The sequence below is a fragment of the Aeromicrobium sp. genome (assembly GCF_014378035.1).
In the GTDB taxonomy this organism is placed as follows: domain Bacteria; phylum Actinomycetota; class Actinomycetes; order Propionibacteriales; family Nocardioidaceae; genus Aeromicrobium.
The window spans coordinates 1-19,444 of sequence record NZ_JACMOM010000028.1; the positions used below are offsets into that span (position 1 = coordinate 1).

19 protein-coding genes are annotated in these 19,444 nt (G+C 67.6%); 8 read left to right on the forward strand and 11 right to left on the reverse strand.

Features of this window, described 5'->3' with window-relative positions:
* From H7290_RS01690 to H7290_RS01700, 3 genes are all read left to right on the forward strand, one after another.
* A partial coding sequence (locus H7290_RS01690) for an MFS transporter (protein WP_290512283.1) occupies positions 1–278 on the forward strand: 278 nt, incomplete at its 5' end.
* Positions 275–1,021: a 3-hydroxybutyrate dehydrogenase gene (locus tag H7290_RS01695; RefSeq protein WP_290512284.1), complete on the forward strand. Its 747-nt coding sequence runs from the start codon at positions 275–277 to the stop codon at positions 1,019–1,021. The genes H7290_RS01690 and H7290_RS01695, both read left to right, overlap by 4 nt.
* 61 nt (positions 1,022–1,082) lie before the next feature.
* On the forward strand, positions 1,083–2,282 hold the full coding sequence (locus H7290_RS01700; RefSeq protein ID WP_290512285.1) for an MFS transporter: 1,200 nt from the start codon (positions 1,083–1,085) through the stop codon (positions 2,280–2,282).
* Between the two features lie 39 nt (positions 2,283–2,321).
* On the opposite strand, the gene cysA is transcribed toward H7290_RS01700, so the two are convergent.
* The 4 genes from cysA to H7290_RS01720 are packed head-to-tail and all read right to left on the reverse strand — an operon-like array spanning position 2,322 to position 5,991.
* Entirely contained in the window at positions 2,322–3,290 is a 969-nt protein-coding gene (gene cysA, locus H7290_RS01705; RefSeq protein WP_290512286.1) for a sulfate ABC transporter ATP-binding protein, read from the reverse strand.
* Positions 3,280–4,128, reverse strand: a complete 849-nt coding sequence (locus H7290_RS01710) for a sulfate ABC transporter permease subunit (RefSeq protein ID WP_290512287.1) — start codon at positions 4,126–4,128, stop codon at positions 3,280–3,282. The genes cysA and H7290_RS01710 overlap by 11 nt, the downstream gene beginning before the upstream one ends.
* Positions 4,121–4,966: a sulfate ABC transporter permease subunit CysT gene (cysT, locus tag H7290_RS01715; RefSeq protein ID WP_290512288.1), complete on the reverse strand. Its 846-nt coding sequence runs from the start codon at positions 4,964–4,966 to the stop codon at positions 4,121–4,123. Before cysT ends, H7290_RS01710 begins: the two co-directional genes overlap by 8 nt.
* Positions 4,963–5,991, reverse strand: coding sequence for a sulfate ABC transporter substrate-binding protein (locus H7290_RS01720; RefSeq protein WP_290512289.1), 1,029 nt, complete (start codon positions 5,989–5,991; stop codon positions 4,963–4,965). Before H7290_RS01720 ends, cysT begins: the two co-directional genes overlap by 4 nt.
* A gap of 316 nt (positions 5,992–6,307) precedes the next feature.
* On the opposite strand from H7290_RS01720, the gene H7290_RS01725 reads away from it, so the two are divergent.
* Positions 6,308–7,639: an HNH endonuclease signature motif containing protein gene (locus tag H7290_RS01725; RefSeq protein ID WP_290512290.1), complete on the forward strand. Its 1,332-nt coding sequence runs from the start codon at positions 6,308–6,310 to the stop codon at positions 7,637–7,639.
* An 84-nt stretch (positions 7,640–7,723) separates the two neighbouring features.
* Here the strand turns inward: H7290_RS01725 and purU are convergent, their stop codons facing one another.
* The 5 genes from purU to galK form a co-directional block, all read right to left on the reverse strand.
* On the reverse strand, positions 7,724–8,569 hold the full coding sequence (gene purU / locus H7290_RS01730; RefSeq protein ID WP_290512291.1) for a formyltetrahydrofolate deformylase: 846 nt from the start codon (positions 8,567–8,569) through the stop codon (positions 7,724–7,726).
* A gap of 55 nt (positions 8,570–8,624) precedes the next feature.
* Positions 8,625–10,160, reverse strand: a complete 1,536-nt coding sequence (locus tag H7290_RS01735) for an MFS transporter (protein ID WP_290512292.1) — start codon at positions 10,158–10,160, stop codon at positions 8,625–8,627.
* 133 nt (positions 10,161–10,293) lie between these two features.
* Positions 10,294–11,424, reverse strand: coding sequence for a GNAT family N-acetyltransferase (locus H7290_RS01740; protein ID WP_290512293.1), 1,131 nt, complete (start codon positions 11,422–11,424; stop codon positions 10,294–10,296).
* A gap of 22 nt (positions 11,425–11,446) precedes the next feature.
* Positions 11,447–12,295: a prephenate dehydratase gene (locus H7290_RS01745; protein ID WP_290512294.1), complete on the reverse strand. Its 849-nt coding sequence runs from the start codon at positions 12,293–12,295 to the stop codon at positions 11,447–11,449.
* A gap of 14 nt (positions 12,296–12,309) precedes the next feature.
* Positions 12,310–13,434 carry a galactokinase gene (galK, locus tag H7290_RS01750; RefSeq protein WP_290512295.1) on the reverse strand — a complete coding sequence of 375 codons (1,125 nt, stop codon included), beginning with the start codon at positions 13,432–13,434 and terminating at the stop codon, positions 12,310–12,312.
* Positions 13,435–13,484: 50 nt separating this feature from the next.
* On the opposite strand from galK, the gene trpS reads away from it, so the two are divergent.
* Both trpS and H7290_RS01760 read left to right on the forward strand, forming a co-directional pair.
* Positions 13,485–14,498, forward strand: a complete 1,014-nt coding sequence (trpS, locus tag H7290_RS01755) for a tryptophan--tRNA ligase (protein ID WP_290512296.1) — start codon at positions 13,485–13,487, stop codon at positions 14,496–14,498.
* 2 nt (positions 14,499–14,500) lie between these two features.
* Positions 14,501–15,013 carry a 2'-5' RNA ligase family protein gene (locus H7290_RS01760; protein WP_290512297.1) on the forward strand — a complete coding sequence of 171 codons (513 nt, stop codon included), beginning with the start codon at positions 14,501–14,503 and terminating at the stop codon, positions 15,011–15,013.
* A gap of 10 nt (positions 15,014–15,023) precedes the next feature.
* On the opposite strand, the gene H7290_RS01765 is transcribed toward H7290_RS01760, so the two are convergent.
* Entirely contained in the window at positions 15,024–17,315 is a 2,292-nt protein-coding gene (locus tag H7290_RS01765) for a hypothetical protein (RefSeq protein ID WP_290512298.1), read from the reverse strand.
* A gap of 12 nt (positions 17,316–17,327) precedes the next feature.
* A complete protein-coding gene (locus H7290_RS01770) occupies positions 17,328–18,230 on the reverse strand; it encodes a LysR substrate-binding domain-containing protein (protein ID WP_290512299.1) in 903 nt (300 codons plus the stop codon).
* 86 nt (positions 18,231–18,316) lie between these two features.
* Here H7290_RS01770 and H7290_RS01775 point away from each other — a divergent pair, with 86 nt between their 5' ends.
* Together H7290_RS01775 and H7290_RS01780 are read left to right on the forward strand one after the other, a co-directional pair.
* Complete coding sequence (locus tag H7290_RS01775) at positions 18,317–19,039, forward strand: succinate dehydrogenase cytochrome b subunit (protein ID WP_290512300.1); 723 nt, start codon at positions 18,317–18,319, stop codon at positions 19,037–19,039.
* 1 nt (position 19,040) lies between these two features.
* A partial coding sequence (locus tag H7290_RS01780; protein WP_290512301.1) for an FAD-binding protein occupies positions 19,041–19,444 on the forward strand: 404 nt, incomplete at its 3' end.

Below are 19,444 nucleotides of genomic sequence, written 5' to 3' on the forward strand. Positions count from 1 at the left end.
CGGCGATCATGGCCGAGATGTTCCCGACCCGGATGCGCTACTCAGGCGTCTCGCTGGGCTACCAGGTGACGTCGATCGTGGCGGGCTCGCTCGCGCCGATCATCGCCACCGCGCTGCTGCGGCACTACGACTCGTCGGTGCCGGTCGCGTTCTACCTCCTGGGCGCCTCCGTCATCACGATCGTGGCGGTCTACTTCACGCGGGAGACCAAGGGCACCTCGCTGCACGCCGTCGACCGTGCCGATGCCGAGGCCTTCAGCTCGCCGGTGCGCGCATGAGCCCTCTCGCTGGACGCGCGGCACTGGTCACCGGTGGAGCGAGCGGCATCGGGGCGGCGGTGTGCCGCGGGCTCGCGTCGCGCGGCGCGGCGGTGACGGTTGCCGACATCGACGGGGTTGCTGCCGCCGAGCCCGCCGCCGAGATCGGCGGCGAGGCCTGGACGGTCGATCTGACCGAGACGGAGGCACTCGCCGACCTCACGCTCAACAGTGACGTGCTCGTCAACAACGCGGGCTTCCAGCACGTCGCGCCGATCGAGGAGTTCGATCCCGCGATCTTCCACCGCCTCCTGATGCTGATGGTCGAGGCGCCGTTCCTGCTCGTGCGGGCTGCCCTCCCGCACATGTACGCACAGGGGCACGGCCGCATCGTCAACGTGTCGTCGGTGCACGGGCTGCGGGCGTCTGCGCACAAGTCGGCCTACGTCGCGTCGAAGCACGCCCTCGAGGGACTGTCGAAAGTGACGGCGCTCGAAGGTGCGGCGCACGGGGTCACCAGCAACTGTGTGAATCCGGGCTACGTGCGCACACCGCTGGTGGACGCGCAGATCGCCGCGCAGGCCAGGGACAACGGTGTCGTCGAGTCCAAGGTCGTGTCGGACGTCTTGCTCGCCGGCACCGCGATCAAGCGGCTCGTCGAGCCCGTGGAGGTGGCCCGTCTGGTGGCTTATCTCGTGTCGGACGACGCCGCCATGATCACCGGGTCGTCATCGACGATCGATGGCGGGTGGAGCGCGCGGTGACGCACGGCACCCTCGTGCGATTCGTGGAATAACGACGCCCCTTGCCACACTTGGAGGTGTGGTGACCGCCGTCGATTCTGCTCCTCGTACCCGGACGTCCCACGTCTCCCTCGCACTGCTCGCGCTGGCCCTCGGGGGCTTCGCGATCGGCACGACCGAGTTCATGACGATGGGGCTGCTCGAGGACATCTCGGTGGGCATCCACGAGTCGATACCCAAGACCGGGCACATCATCACCGCCTATGCGTTCGGCGTCGTGGTCGGTGCGCCGATCATCGTCTCGCTCGGCGCGCGGCTGCCCAAGCGCGAGCTCGCGATCGGGCTGATCCTGGCGCTCGGCATCGGCAACGCGATCACCGCGGTGGCCAGCGGCTACCTCCCGCTGATGGCCGCACGATTCGTCGCCGGGCTGCCGCACGGCGCCTACTTCGGTGTCGCCTCGCTGCTGGCGGCCTCTCTGGTGCGCCCTCAATACAAGGGCCGTGCCATCAGCTCGGTCATGTTGGGGCTGTCGGTCGCGACGGTCGCCGGCGTGCCCGCAAGCACCCTGCTGGGCCAGCACCTGGGCTGGCGCAGCGCCTACTGGGTGGTCCTGGGCATCGCAGTCCTCGCGGCCATCTCGATCTTCGTGTACGTCCCGCACTCGCCGGCCAACCGCGACGCGTCGGTGCGGGGCGAGCTCGTGGCGCTCAAGAGTCCCCAGGTGCTCTTCGCCGTGTCTGCTGGAATGGTCGGCTTCGGTGGACTCTTCGCGATGTACAGCTACATCTCCCCGATCGTCACCGGAGTCACCGACCTGTCGAGTGGTTGGATCCCGGTGTTCCTGCTCGCGTTCGGCCTGGGCTCGGTCGTCGGGTCGTGGGCCGCGGGTGTGCTGGCTGACCTGAATGTCGAACGATCGGTGCTGGGTGGCTTTGCGGCCACGATCGCGGTGCTCGTCATGTTCTATGTGGTGGCGTCGTTCGTGGTGCCAGCCCTGCTGCTGGTGTTCTGCGTCGGCGCGCTCGGCTCGATCGTGGCGATCAACCTGCAGATCCGGCTGATGCACGTCGCCGGTGAGGCACAGATGCTCGGTGCGGCGCTCAACCACTCGGCGCTCAACATCGCCAACGGGCTCGGCGCCTACGTCGGTGGCCTGGTCATCGCCGAGGGCCTCGGCTACCGGGCCACCGCCCTGGTGGGTGTCGTGCTGGCCACCCTCGGCCTGCTGATCTTTGCGGTCGGCCTCCGTGCGCAGAGGCGCACGTCCATCACGAGCTGACCCTCCCGGCCCGTCGCGCCGCGATCGTCAGGGCTCAGGTCAGCGGCCGACGGCATCGGCGCCGACGCGGGCGCGCAGCCAGACCTGGTCGCCGAGGTGCAGCTGCAGGGCGGTGGCCTCCGCCCGCGTGACGACGACGAGTATCGGGTCAGGGTGCAGCACGTCCTCCGGCGTGACCTCGAGGCGGATCTCGAAACCGACGCGCGTCCACCGGGTGATCTTTCCGGTCGCCGTGGCGGCGTGCTCGTATCGGGTGATGTCGATGTCGTGCGGCCGGATGAGCCGATCGCCGAGCGTCGTGACAGGGCCGAGGAACGACAGCACGAAGTCACTCGCGGGCTTGTCGTAGAGGTCGTCAGGCGTCCCGATCTGCTCGATGCGGCCCTCGTTGATGACGACCAGGCTGTCGGACACCTCGAGAGCCTCCTCCTGGTCGTGCGTCACGAACACCGTCGTGACGTGCACCTCGTCGTGCAGGCGTCGCAGCCAGTCGCGCAGCTCTTTGCGGACCTTCGCGTCGAGGGCCCCGAACGGCTCGTCGAGGAGCAGGACGGTGGGCTCGATGGCGAGGGCCCGGGCGAGGGCCATGCGCTGACGCTGGCCGCCGGACAGCTGGGACGGGAGGCGGTGGGCGAACTGCTCGAGGTGGACGAGCTGGAGGAGCTCCTTGACCTTCGCTCTCACCTCGTCCTTGGGCTGCTTGCGGATCTCGAGGCCGAAGGCGATGTTCTTCTCCACCGTCATGTGCTTGAACGCCGCGTAGTGCTGGAACACGAAGCCGACGTTGCGCTTCTGGGCCGGCACGCTGGTGGTGTCGACGCCCTCGATCTCGATCGTGCCGCTGTCGGCGGACTCGAGCCCGGCGATGATTCGCAGGAGCGTCGACTTGCCACCGCCACTGGGCCCGAGCAGTGCCGTGAGCTGACCGCTCGGGATGCTCAGCGAAATGTCCTGGAGCGCGACGAAGTCTCCGAAGAACTTGTTGATCCCGTGGATCTCAATCCCCATGGTCGGTGTCCTTGGGTCGGAGGATGGTCACGACGACGAGGGCCGCGACCGCTATCAGTGCGAGCAGGAACGACGTGGCGTACGCCGATCCCTGCTCGAAGTCCTGGTACTTCTCCTCGACGACGAGCGTCGCGGTCTGGGTCTGCTGCGCGATGTTGCCCGAGATGACCTTGACGGCACCGAACTCGCCCAGCGCCCGCGCGAGGCTGAGCACCACGCCGTACACGAGCGCCCAACGGATCGAGGGCAACGTGATGCGCCGGAAGGTCTGCCACGGGCCGGCGCCGAGGCTGCGTGCGGCCTGTTCCTGTTCGGTGCCGATTTCGTGCAGCACCGGCACGATCTCGCGGATCACGAGCGGGAGGCTCACGAATGCCGTCGCCATCACGATGCCCGGCGTGGCGAAGGCGATCTGCAGGCCTGCGGAGCTCAGCGCAGGGCCGAACGTGCCGTTGGTGCTGCCGTACGCCAGGAGCAGCGCGAGGCCGACGACGACGGGTGACACCGACAGCGGGAGGTCGATGACCGCCGACAGGATGCCGCGCCCCCTGAACTCGTAGCGCACCAGCAGCAGCGAGATGCCGATGCCGAAGACCGTGTTGATGGCGACCGCCCAGATCGCCACGACGACCGTCAGCTGCAGGGCATCGGTCACGACCGGATCACCGAGGGCGGTCTGCAGATTGCCGAGCCCGTTTTCGAACGTCTTCTGCACGACCAGTGACACGGGCCAGACGATGAGGAAGAAGAGGTAGACAACCACGAGCGTCCGGCGGACGTACGTCCCGGCGGTCTTGTCCGGCCGGCGTACGGTCGCGGCGCGGCGGCGGTCATCCACGGCGTGCCACCACTGTCGCCAGCACCTGCAGCAGCACGATCGCCGCGAGGGCGACCACGAGCAGGATCACGGCGACGGACGCCGCGGCTGCCTCGTTGCCGTTCTCGATGTAGGTGAGGATGCGCACCGACGCGACCTCGGTCTTGTTCGGAAGGTTGCCCGACAACAGGACGAGCGAGCCGAACTCGCTGATGCCTCGCGCGAACGACAGCGCCGCGCCTGCCGTGATCGCGGGGGCCAGGCTGGGCAGGATGATGCGGCGCAGCGTGGTGAAGCGGCTCGCCCCGAGCGAGGCCGCCGCTTCCTCGACGTCCTTGTCGAGCTCGAGCAGGACGGGCTCGACGGTGCGCACGACGAACGGAAGTGTGACGAACAGCAGCGCCAGGAAGACCGAGCGCTCGGTGTTGACGACGTTGACGCCGAGGGGGCTCTTCGGGCCGTAGAGGCTGAGCAGCACGAGGCCTGCGACGATCGTCGGCAGGGCGAACGGGATGTCGATGACGACTTCGAGCAGGCGTTTGCCGGGGAACTCATCACGCACCAGGACCCAGGCAATCAGGGTGCCGAACACGATGTTGACGGCGGTGACGATGAGCGACTGCGTCACGGTGAGGCGCAGGGCCGAGGCGGTCTGGGGATTGGTGAGAGTGTCACGGAAGGTCTGCCACCCGCCGTCGACCGACTGGATGACGACGAGCGCCAACGGGATGAGCACGAGCAGGCTGAACCACGTCAACGCGACCCCCAGGCCGAGCCCTGAAGATCGCGTCAGTGACGTCGCCGACCGGGATCGGCGCTTGCGCACCGGTCCCGGCGCCGGCGGAACGACGGTGGTCACGACTTGCCGGACTCCTGGATGATCGTGGTGATGATGCCGGACTTCTCGTCGAAGAACTTCTTGTTGACGGCGTCCCAGCCGCCGAAGGTCTTGTCGATCGTGAAGAGCTCGTCGATCTTGGGGAACGGGTCGGCCGGGTCGTTGGCACCCTTCACGGTGCCGATGTCGACGCCCGTGACCGACTTGACCGGCCGGAAGCCGTACTGCGCGTACACGTGCTGGCCCGCCGGGCTGATGGCGAAGTCGAGGAACTTCTTGGCGACCGGCGAGGCCTTCTTCGTGACGGCGCCCGGGTTCTCGATCAGCAGGTTCTGCTTCGGGATCACGTAGTCGACGTCCTCGCCGCTCGCCCGGGCGAAGATGGCCTCGTCCTCGTAGGAGAGGAGCGCGTCGCCAGTGCCGCCCTGGAAGGCTGTCGTCGCGTCGCGCCCGCTGCTGGGCAGGGCCTCGACATTGTTGAAGAGCTTCCTCAGGTACGCCTCCGCGTCGGCCTCGCTGCCACCGCTTGCGATGACTGACTGGTACGCCGCCAGAATGTTCCAGCGGGCTGAGCCCGACGAGCCAGGGTTGGGGGTCACGACACCGATGCCTGGTTTCGTGAGGTCGGCGAACGACGTGATGTTCTTGGGGTTGCCCTTGCGGACGATGATCGACACGACAGACGTCGACAGGATTCCTTTATGGTCGTTCTGGTCCCAGCTCTTGTCGACCAGGCCGTCGTCGACGAGGCGGGTCGTGTCGGGCGCCAGTGAGAAGTGGGTGACGTCAGCCTTCAGCCCGCTGACCACGGCACGGCTCTGGTCGCCCGAGGCCCCGTAGGACTCCCTCCACGTCACGCCCTTGCCGGCCGCCGTCGTGGCGAAAGCCTTCTCGACCGCGCCATCGGCGGCTTTGGGGACGGAGTAGGCGACGAGCGACAGGGAGGTGTTCGAGCCGGACGCTCCACCACCGCAGGCCGCCAGCAACGCAGCGCTCGTGACGATCGCGAGGGACGCGATGACGTGTCGGTGGGTGAAAATCTCCATGCTCGACCTCTGCTCCGAGCACGCGTGGTTGCGTGCTTCTGGACCCAAACTATGGGGGTTCACGGGGCTCTTTTGATGGTCTCATCATTCGGGACGAGCATCCGCATGGCGAGAATGTGTGGGTCAGTCGAGCACCAGTACGAGCCTCAGCGCGTTGTCGATGCCGGTGGCAGACGCTCGGCCGGGAGGTCGCTTGTCTGGGGGTTCTGGCGGATGAGCGCCGAGGATCAGCGGCTCGCGATAGCAGTTGAGATTGCAGGATAAATCATTCGCTCAGGCCTTGTTTTCGGAGCCATTCGCTGGTTGACTAGAACACATGTTCGAGTCAGTGCAATCACCTGCCGGAGCGCTTCCGTGCGTCGCCGGGGCGGCGGCGGTGCTCGATGCGATCCCGCTCGGCTCCTACGGGGCGATGAGTCCGGCCGAGCAGATCGGTGCGTGCGAGTCGCTGGCGCGGTTGGAGGCCAGGGTCAAGGCGCACCAGTTCGCGGCCGCCCGAGCCGCGGACACGTCAAAGGCTGCGCAATCAGTCGGTGCGTCCTCGACCGGCGCGATGCTCGCCAACGGGTTCGGCGGCGACCCCGTCGCTGCGGGCAAGTTGCTCAAACAGGCGCGCAAGCTAGAGGGCGCCCCGTCGACCCGTGACGCACTCGGCCGCGGCGAGGTGTCGCTCGGGCAGGCTGAGCTCATTGCCGACAAGCTCACGGCCCTGCCCGGTGCCCCGACCCCCGCCCAGCGCGACGGTTGTGAGACCCAGCTGCTCGACCACGCCAAGACGCTCACCCTCAAGGACCTGGCCCGCAAGGCCGACAGGATCACGGCCACGTTCGCGCCCGACCATGTCGACGCTCACGAGGACGAGATCCTGCGGAACCGTGAGGCTGAGGCGCTCAAGAAGTCATACCTCTGGGTCGCCGCCCGCCGAGACGGGACATACAAGGGCGAGTTCGTCATCCCCGAGGCCCAGGGTGAAATGCTGAAGAACGCCCTCGAGGCCCTCAATGCACCCCAAGTCAAGACAGCCGCAGACGACCCGGCGCTGGCGTTCCTTGACGACAAGCCGACCTACGGTCAACAGATGGCCGTCGCATTCATGACGCTGGTCGAGCACCTGCCCGGTGACAAGCTCCCCGACACCGCCGGGGTCGGGGTGACCGTCACCGTCAACATCGACCTCGCGTCGCTGATCGACGGGATCAAGGCCGGCACCCTCTCCACCGGTTGCCGCATCTCCGCGACCGAGGCCCGCAGGATGGCTTGCGAGCAGGCGTTGCTGCCGATGGTGTTCGACGGCAAACCCCTCCCGGTCGACTGCGGCCGCGAGAAGCGCCTCTTCAATCGGGCCCAGCGCCGCGCAGCCGAAAGGCGCGACCGCGGCTGCACCTTTCCGGGATGCGACCGCCCACCGGCGTGGTGTGTGGGCCACCACGCTCGCAGACGATGGGCCGAGGGCGGCTCCACAGACCTGCAGGACATCGTGCTGATCTGCGCCCACCACCACCGCGTGGTCCATGCCCACGACTGGGACGTCTGGTTCGCCGACGACGGCTACCCCGAGTACATCCCACCCGCATCGATCGATCCCCATCGCAGACCCTTGCGGAACTCCCGGTTCCGCGCCGACGAACCCACCATCACAGCTGCCTGAGCACGTTCACCGCGCACTCATCCACGCCCCCTACGAGACTGAGGCTGTCGATCGACGTCGCGCCTCTCGCCGAGCTCGCTTGGCTCAGTCGAAGATGACGGTGCGGGGGCCGTTCATCAGGACCCTCGACTCGGCGTGCAGCTGAATGGCCCGCGACAGGGTCTGCGACTCGACGTCGCGCCCAACCCGCGCGAGATCTGCCCCAGTCATCCGGTGATCGACCCGCAGCACGCCCTGGTCGATGATCGGCCCCTCGTCGAGGGCCGCGGTGACGTAGTGCGCGGTGGCACCGATGAGCTTGACTCCCCTGTCGTGTGCCTGCTGGTAGGGCCGGGCCCCCTTGAAGCTGGGCAGGAAGCTGTGATGGATGTTGATGGCCCGCCCCGCGAGGGCACGGCAGGTGTCATCCGACAGGATCTGCATGTACCGCGCGAGCACGACGAGGTCGATGTCCAGGTCGTCGACGAGCTCGAGCAGGCGCGCTTCGGGCGCATCCTTGTCGACCACCGGCACGACGTGGAACGGCACGTCGTACGACGTCGACAGCCTTTCGAGGTCGGGATGGTTCGACACGACGGCCGGGATCTCGATGTTCAGGGAACCGGTGCTCTGGCGGTAGAGCAGATCGTTGAGGCAGTGGCCTTCCTTCGACACCAGGACGAGCGTCCGCATCGGACGCTCGGCGACCACGAGCCGCACGTCCATCCGATGCTCCGCCGCCATCGGCGACATGGCCGCCCTGAGCATCTCGACCTCGCGCTCGTCGGGGAAGTCGAAGTGGACCCGGAGGAAGAACTCTGCGTCGGTCGGGTCGCTGAACTGCTGGCTGTCGAGGATGTTGCCGCCGGCCTCGGAGATCCAGCGCGCGACGGCGAAGACCAGACCCGGCCGGTCCGGACAGGACAGCGTGAGGACGAATGTCGAGGGCATCTGCCCAGCCTAGGGCCGGTCGGGAGCCCCGACGAGCGGCTAGGGGATGGTCGGACTACTCAACGGTGGCAGGCTCCGGCGCGGCATCGACCGGTGCACCACCGTGTCCGGCGTGCGACGGCCTGGCCAAGAACATCACCAGCACGATGCCCACGAGGAAGGCGATGACCGGGAGGAGCAGCGCCTGTGACATGGCATCGGAGAATGGTCCCTGGATCTGCGCCGGCATGCCCGTGCCGCTCGCCTGGATGGTGCCGGACGATCCGGTGATGCCGTTGGCGGTGAGCCGCGCCTCGATGAGCGCGGCGATCGCCGCGCTGCCGAGCACGGCGCCGATCTGGCGGGTCGTGTTGTAGACGCCGGCGCCCGAGCCGGCCGAGCTCATCGGCAGGTTGCGGGTCGCGGTGGCAGACAGCGGCGCCCACAGGCACGCGTTCGAGACGCCGAAAAGCGCCATCGGCAGGCACAACTGCCACACGGGGGTGGTGGGCGCGATGAGCTGCGAGAGCCAGATCATGGCGATGGCCGCGGTGGCGAATCCCACCAGCGTGATGTTGCGCGGATGCGTGCGGTCAACGAGCTTGCCGACGAACGGCGACAGGATGATCAGCACGACGGCCATCGGCGCCATCAGCAGGGCCGACTCGGTGGGGCTCCAACCGCGCACGCCTTGGGCGTAGAAGAAGAACGGCAGCGACATCGAGGTGATGGCCAGCGACACCATGGCTATGCCACCGTTGCCGATCGAGAAGTTGCGGTCACGGAACAGGCCCAGCGGGACGAGTGGCTCCTTCTTGATGCGGCCCTGCCAGTAGATGAATGCCGCGAAGACGACGACGCCGAGCGCGATGAGGGCCGGGACGCTGATGATGCCGCTGATCTGTCCCCAGTTGTACTTCTCGCCCTCCTGGATGCCGAAGACGACGAGGAACACGCCCAGACCGCTCAGCGCGACGCCCAGCCAGTCGAAGCTGTGGCTGTGGGTCGGCAGGACCGGTACGAGCCGGACGGCCAGGATGAAGCCGACGATGCCGACGGGAATGTTGACGAAGAAGATCCATTCCCAGCCCAGGCTGTCGACGAGGACTCCGCCGAGGATCGGGCCGACGAGCGTCGCCACACCCGCAGTGGCCCCCCACAGGGCCATGGCGCTGCCGCGCTTGGCCGCCGGGAACGTGCGAGTGATGACCGCCATGGTCTGCGGCGTGATGAGGGCGGCGCCGATGCCCTGCACGACCCGCGCGAGGATCAGCGTCTCGATGCTGCCGGTCAGCCCGCACCACAACGACGCGAGCGTGAAGATCGTCAGGCCGAGCAGGTACATGTTCTTGGGGCCGAAGCGGTCACCGAGTCGTCCGGTGACCAACAGCGGCACGGCGTACGCCAGCAGGTAGGCGCTGGTGACCCAGATGACGTTGTTGTAGTCGGTCCTGAGGTCGCGCATGATCGACGGCGTCGCGACGGACACGATGGTGTTGTCGACCAAAATCATGAAGAAACCGATGACCATCGCCCAGAGGGCGGGCCACGGCTTGTAGTCGGCGGGCAGGCCGGCGCCACCGGTGCGCGAAGTCGTTGCAGGGGAGGTCATGGTGATTCCTTGATGTCGGGGCGTCGCGGGCGAGACGGAAGAGGGGCGGCAGACCGTTCCTACCTGCAACCAGTCTGACGCACCGATCGGACAAATGCGTCGCGACGGCCACCCGGGAGGGGTGAATTGCACCTCACTGGTCTGGCCGCTCCGGTCGCAGCACCTCGTAACCGTGCAGGTCGTCGTACGAGCCGTCGCCCAGACGCTCCGCGGCGCGCTGCGTGCCGAACCGGTCGAAGCCGGCGGCCAGTGCGACTCCGTTGCTCGCGGCGTTGTCGACGGCGGCGTACAGAACGAGCCGGCGACGGTCGAGCCCGTCGGGCGCGAAGGCATGCCTGATCACGAGCCTCGTGGCCTCCGTCATGACGCCACGGCCCCGCGCGCTCGGGTGCGTCCAGTAGCCGATCTCGCCTGACGTCGGGTTGATGCCCTGCATGTCCATGACCGAGATGTTGCCCAGCAGCTCGTCGGTGTGGCGATCGGCGACGGCCCAGGTCGCCTTGGTGCCGGTGGCGGCCTGCCAGACGCACTCGTCGACGTAGCTGCCTGCAACCGCCGACGTGTAGGGGTGCGGGAGGCCGTTGAGCCAGTGGCGCGACTGCGGGTCGCTGCACGCCTCGACGATGCGCGGCAGGTCTGCGGCGACGAAGGGGCGAAGCCGGAGCCGGTCGGACTCGAGCACTGTCGACTCGGCCCACGGCGTGCGGGGGAGCGGGGAGTCACCGAACCGGATGGACCCGGTCCAGGCGTCGAGGACCCGCCCGCGCTCGTACAGAATGCCCGGCGTCGTGCCGTGCAACGTGAACCCGGTGGCGTGGGCGACCCGCAGCGAAGCCTCGTTGCCGACGTGCGAGCGCCAGTGCACGATCTCGATGCCGCCCTCGGCGAACGCCCAGTCGACCGCAAGCCGCACGGCCGCGGCCATCACACCGCGGCCACGAGCCCAAGGATGCAGGGCGAATCCGATGTCGGCGATGGGTGACTGGCGGATGTCGATGTTGCCGGCGAACCGCGACCGCCCATCGTCGTCGGTCGCCTTGATCGCCCATGAGCGCAACGTCCCGTCGTTCCATCCTTTGGGGATGATCGTGAGGGCGAACTGCTCGCTGTGCTCTCGGGTGGGCGGGATCGGGATGGCCGTCCACCGGATCATGACGGGGTCCATCGACATCTCCAGCATGTCGTCGATGTCAGACGGGACGTGGGCCCGCAGCGTCACGAGCCCGTCGCTGAGCACCGGGACGTTCATGGGCCACTTCAGCATGGCTGCTCCACGGCGCGGCACGTCATGAGGAGAGTGCGCGGAACGGATCGGCCGGGTAGACCCCCAGGATCGTGATGTCGGTCGTGAAGAAGGCCAGCTCCTCGAGCGCGCGAGCCAGCGCGGGGTCGTCGGGGTGCCTGTCGACCTCGGCCAGGAACTGCGTCGCGGTGAACTTGCCACCCACCATGTAGCTCTCGAGCTTGGTCATGTTGACGCTGTTGGTGGCGAAGCCGCCGAGTGCCTTGTAGAGCGCCGCGGGCAGGTTGCGGACGTTGAAGACGAAGCTCGTGATGACCGGCCCGTTGCCGGGTGTCACCTGCTTCGGCTCTCGGGACAGGACGACGAAGCGGGTCGTGTTGTGGTCCTCGTCCTCGATATCTGAGGCCAGGACATCGAGGCTGTAGATCTCGGCGGCGAGCGGCGGTGAGATCGCGGCCTGGCTGATGTCCTTGGCGTCGGCGATCTCGCGCGCGGCACCGGCGGTGTCGCCGGAGATGACGGGCGTGAGGCCGTACTTCCTGATGATCTTGCGGCACTGGCCCAGGGCGTGGACGTGGCTGTGCACCGTCTGGATCGTGTCGAGGCTCGAGCCGGTCACGCCGAGCAGGCTGAACTGGATGCGAAGGAAGTGCTCGGCGATGATGTGCAGTCCCGAGGTCGGCAGGAAGTGATGGATGTCAGCGACGCGTCCGGCGATGGAGTTGTCGATCGGGATCATCGCCAGCTCGGCGTCTCCCGTCGCCACGGCTGCGAAGACGTCCTCGAACGAGGCGCAGGGCACGGCTTCCCAGTCGGGGTAGTGCTCGTTGGCAACGATGTGGGAGTTGGCGCCGGGCTCGCCCTGGTAGGCGATGCGTCGTTCAGCTGTCATGGGGCAAGTCTCGCTCATGGTCGGGGCGCGGGCGGAGCCTCGTCGGACTCGAGGTGGGCTCCGTCGGCGGCATGCACCACGAACACCTCCGGTGCCGGCCACTGGTGAGCGGCGTAGCGGACCTCGACCTTCTCGCGGACCGTCGCCACGAGGTCGAGGGGAACGAGGGCGATGGCGCTGCCGCCGAACCCTCCGCCGGTCATGCGGGCACCGAGCGCTCCGGCCTCGACCGCTGCGTCCACCGCGACGTCGAGCTCGGGGCAGCTGACCTGGAAGTCGTCGCGCAGCGACGCGTGCGAGGCGGTGAAGATCGTGCCGAGCTGGGGCCATGCGCGCCGGCTCATCGCGTTGACTGCACCGCGGACGCGCGCAGTCTCGGTGAGCACATGGCGTGCGCGTGCCTTGAGCGTCTCGTCGTCGAGCTTCACCATGGCGTCGAGCCCGGCCTCGGCGAGCCACGTGATCCCGAGCTCTGTGGTGGCCCGCTCGCACTCGTCGCGCCGGGCGGCGTACTCCCCGTCGGCCAGCGAGTGGTGGGCGCGGGTGTTGATGACGAGCAGGACCAGCCCGTCGTCGTCCCACGTGATCGGCACGGTTCTCGTCGTCGGGGGTGAGGCAGCCGTGTCCATCAGCACCGCGTGTCCGGCTGTGCCGTACAGGACCGCCAGCTGATCCATCAGCCCGACGGGCGCGCCCACGAAATCGCTCTCGGCGTGCTGGGCGACGAGCGCGAGGTCGGTGCGCCCGAGCCCGAGCCCGAAGAGCTCGTCGATCGCGGCCGCGATGCCGCACGTCAGCGCGGCCGACGACGACAGGCCCGCGCCGGACGGCAGGCCCGACTTCACGACGAGGTCGACCCCGGTGAAGGAGTGTCCCGCCTGCGCGAGGCTCCACACGGTGCCGGCGGCATAGGCCGCCCAGGCATCGACGTCACCGGGTTGCACCGTCGTGGGGAACGTGGCCCTCGACGTCCCCTCGCGATCGGTCCAGAGGTTGACGACGCCGTCGTCGCGGGCACGCGCCTTGATCGTCATCGAGCGGTCGATCGCCATCGGCAGGACGGGCCCACCGTTGTAGTCCAGGTGCTCGCCGATCAGGTTGACTCGTCCGGGAACTGTCCATCGGCGCACGTCGGTCACGCGCTGAGCCTAACGACATGCGCCGGCGGCGCGACTGGCACAATGCGGGCATGCCCCCTGAGCGTCTGCCCCGCGTGCTCTCCGGCGCCCAGCCGACAGCCGATTCCTACCACTTGGGCAACTACTTCGGTGCCTTCCGCCAGTGGGCGGCTTTGCAGGACGACTTCGAGGCTTTCTACTTCATTCCCGACCTGCACGCCATCACCGTCGAGTACGACCCGGTGGTGCTGCGCGAGCGCACCTACATCGCTGCCGCCCAGATGATCGCTGCCGGGGTCGACCCCGCGCGCAGCGCGTTGTTCGTGCAGAGCCACGTGCCCGAGCACACCCAGCTCGCGTGGGTCCTGGGTGGTGTGACCGGTTTCGGTGAGGCCAGTCGCATGACGCAGTTCAAGGACAAGAGCCAGAAGTCCGGTGCCGACTCGTCGAGCGTGGGCCTGTTCACCTACCCGATCCTGATGGCGGCCGACATCCTCATCTACCAGGCCGACAGGGTGCCGGTCGGCGAGGACCAGCGCCAGCACGTCGAGCTGACCCGCAACCTCGCGCAGCGCTTCAACCATCGCTTCGGCGAGACGTTCACGGTGCCCGAGGCCCACATCGTCAAGGCCACCGCCAAGATCTACGACCTGCAGGACCCGACCGCCAAGATGAGCGGCTCAGCGGCGACTCACGCTGGTGTTGTCGACCTGACCGACACTCGCAATCAGGCCATGAAGAAGGTTCGCTCCGCGGTGACCGACTCGGGGGCGGAGGTGCATTTCGACCCTGTCGTGAAGCCGGGCATCTCCAACCTGCTGTCGATCTACTCGGCGTTGACCGACCGGACGGTCGAGTCGATTGAGAAGGAGTACGAGGGCCTGCAGTACGGCCACTTCAAAGTGGCGCTGGGCGATCTCGTCGCCGACTTCGTGGGAACCTTCGGCGACCGTACGCGCGAGCTGCTCGACGACCGCGGCGAGCTCGACCGCATCCTTGCCGACGGTGCTGAGAAGGCCCGCGCGGTCGCAAGCGTCACGCTCGAGCTCGTCTACGAGCGCTCCGGCTTCGTCAGGCACGTGTAGCCGTGGCGACCATCGGAGTGGCCATCCCGGTCCCGGACCCGTATGGCGCGATGCTGCGTGAGAAGCGCGCCGACTTCGGCGACCCCATGGCGCAAACCGTACCGAGCCACGTCACCCTGGTCCCGCCCACCGTTGTCGACGACGTCGACCTCGACGACGTGTGCGGGGCGCTTGAACGGGCATCCGGCTCCCTCTCTCCGTTTCCGATGCGCCTGCGCGGGACGGGCACCTTTCGCCCGGTCTCGCCGGTCGTGTTCATCGCCGTGAGCCAGGGCATCTCCTGCACCGAGATGCTGGCGAAATGCCTGCGTAACGCCCTCGCGAGTCCCGACCCGCAGTTCCCCTTCCACCCCCACGTCACGGTCGCGCACAATCTCGACGACCCGAGCCTCGACCGGGCCTACGACGAGCTGCGCGACTTCGAGTGCCAGTTCACGGTCAGTGAGTTCGCGCTCTATCACCACCAGAACGGCTCGGGCTGGGTGCCGCAACGATCCTTCGCCCTCGGTAGCTGATTCGCGTTGGTCAGCACGGCAGTCGGTAGACCTCGACGTCGGAGTTGGCAAACACCTGCTGTGCGACCGGCTCGAGCGACGGCAGGTCCGGCTGATAGCGGCGATCGAGCAGGGCGTAGGTCGCGCCGCGCTTGCACAGGATCGCTGCCCCCTCCGCCGACGGCTTCTCGAAGAACCCGTCGTTGGCGGCAAGCAGCGGCTGGTCCCAGAACGGCTGGGTCGGGTACGGCCTGCCGTTCTTGAGCTGTTCTTCGACGGGTTTGCCGGAATAGGCCCATCCCTCCACGAGCACCCGCCGCTCCGACCAGGCCGAGACCCAGAACGAGACGACGTAACACGCGTTCACCGGCCCGGAGCCGGGGAAGACCTGGCCGCTCAGGCAGTGCCGGTTCGTCGCGACGATGGTGTCGCTGTCGGAGTGGTCCCGTATCCAGCGCGCTGCTGTGACGCCCTTGCCGGTCACGGCCGCGTAGCTCGTGATGTCGGCCCTCGCCTTGGCGATACTGGTGTCCGGCAGGGACGAAAATGTGTACTGAACGGTGGACGCGATTCCGCCTGCGACGATGGCGGCAGTGACGACAGTGGAGACCGACACGTGCAGTATTCGCCTCCGTCTGTGCGCGACGACAACCACCGACGCGCTCACCGCCACCGCGGCGAGCACGATGAGGGCAGGAATCGCGAGGAAGAGCACCTGGGCTCCGAACCCGTTGTCGGGCGGGGTCTTGGCGAGTCGGTCCATGACGGCGTACGAGGTGAGACCGCTGGCGATCGTCAGACCACCTATCACCATGAAGGACTTCGGGGTGAGTCGAGGAGCGCGCTCGCAGATCGCCCATGCCGACGCGAGCGCCCCCAGCGTGAAAGCACTGATCATGAAGAAGACTTGGCTCCCGCCCGGATGGAACAGGGCCAGGTAGGCGCCGATGCCCGAGACGAGCGCCCCGGCGAGCAGGATCTGACCGGGGTCGGCGCTGCGCCAGCGCGGAATGATGAGGAGGATTCCCCAGGCTCGCGCCAGCACAGCGACCACCCAGATCGCGGTGACGACGGCCACCGCGATGAGGGTGGCGCCGGAGGGGAACGCGTCGATCTGCACGTCAGTGTGTGCGGCGACCTGTTGGCGCATGACAAACAGAGGTGAGAGCGCGATCCCGCCGCTCTGGCGTCCGTACACCGTCATCACGGACAGGACGAACGAACCGGTGAGTGCGAGGCCAGCGACGAGCACCCGGCTCGCGAGGGCGCAATCCCGCCGAAGGAGCGCGACCACCAGGACGAAGCCGGCCCCGCCCATGAAGACCGGAAGCTCGGACGACTTGGCGAGCGCAAGGGCGAGAAAGAGCGGAACTCCCAGCAACCACAGCTGTCGGGTGGAGCCCACCTGTCGGCGGAGGTAGTCGATGATGACCCCCGCGGCCGGAATGGCGAACAGGGCGGCGATGGTCTGGCTCGGGCTGGTCCACGAGTAGACCTGGGTCAGTGGTGCGAAGGGACGTGAGGTCGCTGCGCCCACGAGCTCGCCGATGCCATAGATGAACAAGGCAGCCAGAGGCCCCGCCCAGAGATGTCCGCTGATCCTCGATCCGCAGGCCGCGACGATGACCACGCCGGCCAGCAGGATCACCGGCACCCACAGCTGGAACAAGATCGTGGACAGCTCGATCCCGGTCATGCGTGAGGCCACGGCCATGTCGGCGTGGGCCAACCAGTGGTAGTAGAGAGGTTCGCCGGCCACCTGCGGGACAGTGGGCGGCATGGCGTGCTTCGCCTCGGCCGCCACGCTCAGGTGGAACGTCAGGTCGTTGTCATAGTTGTGCACGAGGCCCGGTTCGGGTGGACTCCAGCGCAGGAAGTCGCCGCGGAGCCACCCCAGTGCGACGAGACAGATGGCAGCGACCGACGCCGACCAGGCAAGTGGGGTGGAGTCCAGGTCGACCGACAAGACTCGGCGGCGGGCGGCTGGCCACGCGGCGACAACCACGACCACGACGAGGGGGAGTATCCAGTAGGAGAGTCCCAGCCTCAGGAACAACCACCAGACCGGTATCTGCACAAGTGTTCCCACGGCAAATCCGACGGCCAGATCGTCGATGCCCGTCCGTCGGCCGCTGCGGACGAGTCGGCTCAGCAGCACTCCGGGAAGCAGGACGGCCACGATGATCCGCACCGCATACAGGCCGATGTCGCCGTATGACACTCCACCGCGGTGCGCGACGACGACCATGGCCACGATGACGACGGCGGCGGGGAGGCTTCGAACGATGGGGGAGCCGGCGATCGCTCGGGGAGGCTTCGACACCGGGTCATTGAATCAGACGACAGATGCCCCGGTCGTGGCTGTCGTCAGGTGTTCGAGCAGCTCGGCCTTGAACGCCCGCGCCGCCAGCGGCAGTGCCTCCGAGCTGCGGTGCGCGAGGGCGATGACGCGGTCGAGCGGTGGGTTCTCGAGCTGCGTCGTGCGGATCCCCGGGCGGGTGGCCAGCACCATGCTCGGCACCACGGCATGCCCAAGGCCGGCCTCGACGAACCGCAGCACCGCACTCATCTCGCCGCCCTCGACCGCGAAGCGCGGCTCGAACCCGGCAGCCTCGCAGGCGCGGAGGGTGACGTTGCGGAGGTCGTAGCCCTCCCGGAACATCACCAGGGGCAGGTCGCGCAGACCGCTGACGTCCATGCGGTCAGGCATGTCGGCGGCGACCGGACTGGCGAGCACGAGGCGCTCACGAAGCACAGGAGTGGTCTCGATGTCGGGGTCGCTGTTGTGCAGCGGGACGATCAGCAGCGCGACGTCGAGCCGCCCGTACGCCAAGTCGCGAGTCAACAGCCGCGAACCGGCCTCCTGCACCTCCAGGTCTATGTCGGGGTGGGCCGCGTGGAACCGGGTGAGGGCCGCGGGCAGAAGTCCGTCGCACAACGAGGGCGTTGCGCCGAGGCGAACGCGGCCGCGTCGCAGGCTGGCCACCTCGTGCACCGTGCGCTCGGCGCTCTCGACGTCGATCAGGATGCGTTGAGCGTGGGGGAGGAGGGCCTCGCCAGCGCTCGTGAGCTCGATGGCCCCGCGGTTTCGCACGAAGAGGGGCGTGCCCAGAGAGTTCTCGAGCACGCGGATCTGCTTGGAGAGGCTGGGCTGGGAGATGCCGGTCATCTCGGCGGCACGAGTGAAGTGGCGGGTGCGGGCGACCGCCACGAAGTAGGTGAGCTGCTGGATCTGCACCTCCTCATCATCCCATAGCCAACGGCTATGAACCCTGCCCTCACTATGACTTAGCGCATATCGTCGATCCGACCTACTGTTGACAAGTGGCCACTACCCAATTGTCCAAGCGAACGTCGGCGCGCTCGTCGACCGTCGTTCTGAAGTACGCGATGGCGGTGTCGGGGCTCATCATGGTGGGCTACCTGGTGCTCCACATGTACGGCAACCTCAAGGCCTTTGCGGGTCCCAGCGCGTTCAACGAGTACGCACACCACCTCCGGACGATCGGCACGCCGATCCTGCCCGAGAAGGGGCTGCTCTGGATCGTTCGGGTCGTCCTGCTGGCGGCCGTCCTCCTGCACGCCTACGCGGCTGCGACTCTGTGGCGGCGCAACAAGAAGGCGGCCGGCTACGTCGGTGCCAAGCGCTACCAGACCAAGCAGGGCAAGTCCGGCGTCCAGCGCAGCTACGCCTCGTTCACGATGCGGTGGGGCGGTGTGACGATCGCGCTGTTCATCGTGTTCCACATCCTGAACCTGACGACCAACACCATTCATCCCGGTGGGGCCGCCGACACCGCGTACGGCAAGCTGCACAACAGCTTTGAGCACTGGTGGGTGCTGCTGGCGTACACCGTGGCGATGATCGCTGTCGGCTTCCACCTGTGGCACGGGTTCTGGAGCGCCTTCACGACGCTGGGCCAGAACCGCAGCAGCACCCGCGTGGCCTCGCGGTGGAACACCGCAGCCATCGGCATCGCCGCCATCATCACGATCGGCTTCCTCGCGCCGCCGTTCTCCATCTACTTCTTCGGATTGGGAGGCTGACATGAGCATGTCGACCGAGGGCAACGTCTCCGAGCAGTTCCATGGCATGGGCAATGACATCCACGACGACAAGGCCCCGTCGGGCCCGATCGAGAAGCGGTGGGACGAACGCAAGTTCGGAGCCAAGCTCGTCAACCCCACCAACCGCCGCAAGCTCAGCGTCATCGTCGTCGGCACCGGCCTCGCCGGTGCCTCCGCAGCGGCCACCTTGGGCGAGGCGGGCTATCACGTCACGAGCTTCTGCTACCAGGAGAGCCCACGCCGCGCTCACTCCATCGCCGCGCAGGGCGGCATCAACGCTGCCAAGAATTACCGCAACGACGGTGACAGCATCTATCGGCTCTTCTACGACACGGTCAAGGGCGGCGACTTCCGCTCGCGCGAGTCCAACGTCTACCGGCTCGC

Coding starts and splice junctions, on each gene's coding strand:
- trpS (WP_290512296.1), top strand. CDS start 13,485: ATGCCCCCTGAGCGTCTGCCCCGCGTGCTCTCCGGCGCCCAGCCGACA.
- H7290_RS01745 (WP_290512294.1), bottom strand. CDS start 12,295: ATGACAGCTGAACGACGCATCGCCTACCAGGGCGAGCCCGGCGCCAAC.
- purU (WP_290512291.1), bottom strand. CDS start 8,569: ATGCCCTCGACATTCGTCCTCACGCTGTCCTGTCCGGACCGGCCGGGT.
- H7290_RS01695 (WP_290512284.1), top strand. CDS start 275: ATGAGCCCTCTCGCTGGACGCGCGGCACTGGTCACCGGTGGAGCGAGC.
- H7290_RS01720 (WP_290512289.1), bottom strand. CDS start 5,991: ATGGAGATTTTCACCCACCGACACGTCATCGCGTCCCTCGCGATCGTC.
- cysA (WP_290512286.1), bottom strand. CDS start 3,290: ATGGGGATTGAGATCCACGGGATCAACAAGTTCTTCGGAGACTTCGTC.
- H7290_RS01740 (WP_290512293.1), bottom strand. CDS start 11,424: ATGCTGAAGTGGCCCATGAACGTCCCGGTGCTCAGCGACGGGCTCGTG.
- H7290_RS01725 (WP_290512290.1), top strand. CDS start 6,308: ATGTTCGAGTCAGTGCAATCACCTGCCGGAGCGCTTCCGTGCGTCGCC.
- H7290_RS01735 (WP_290512292.1), bottom strand. CDS start 10,160: ATGACCTCCCCTGCAACGACTTCGCGCACCGGTGGCGCCGGCCTGCCC.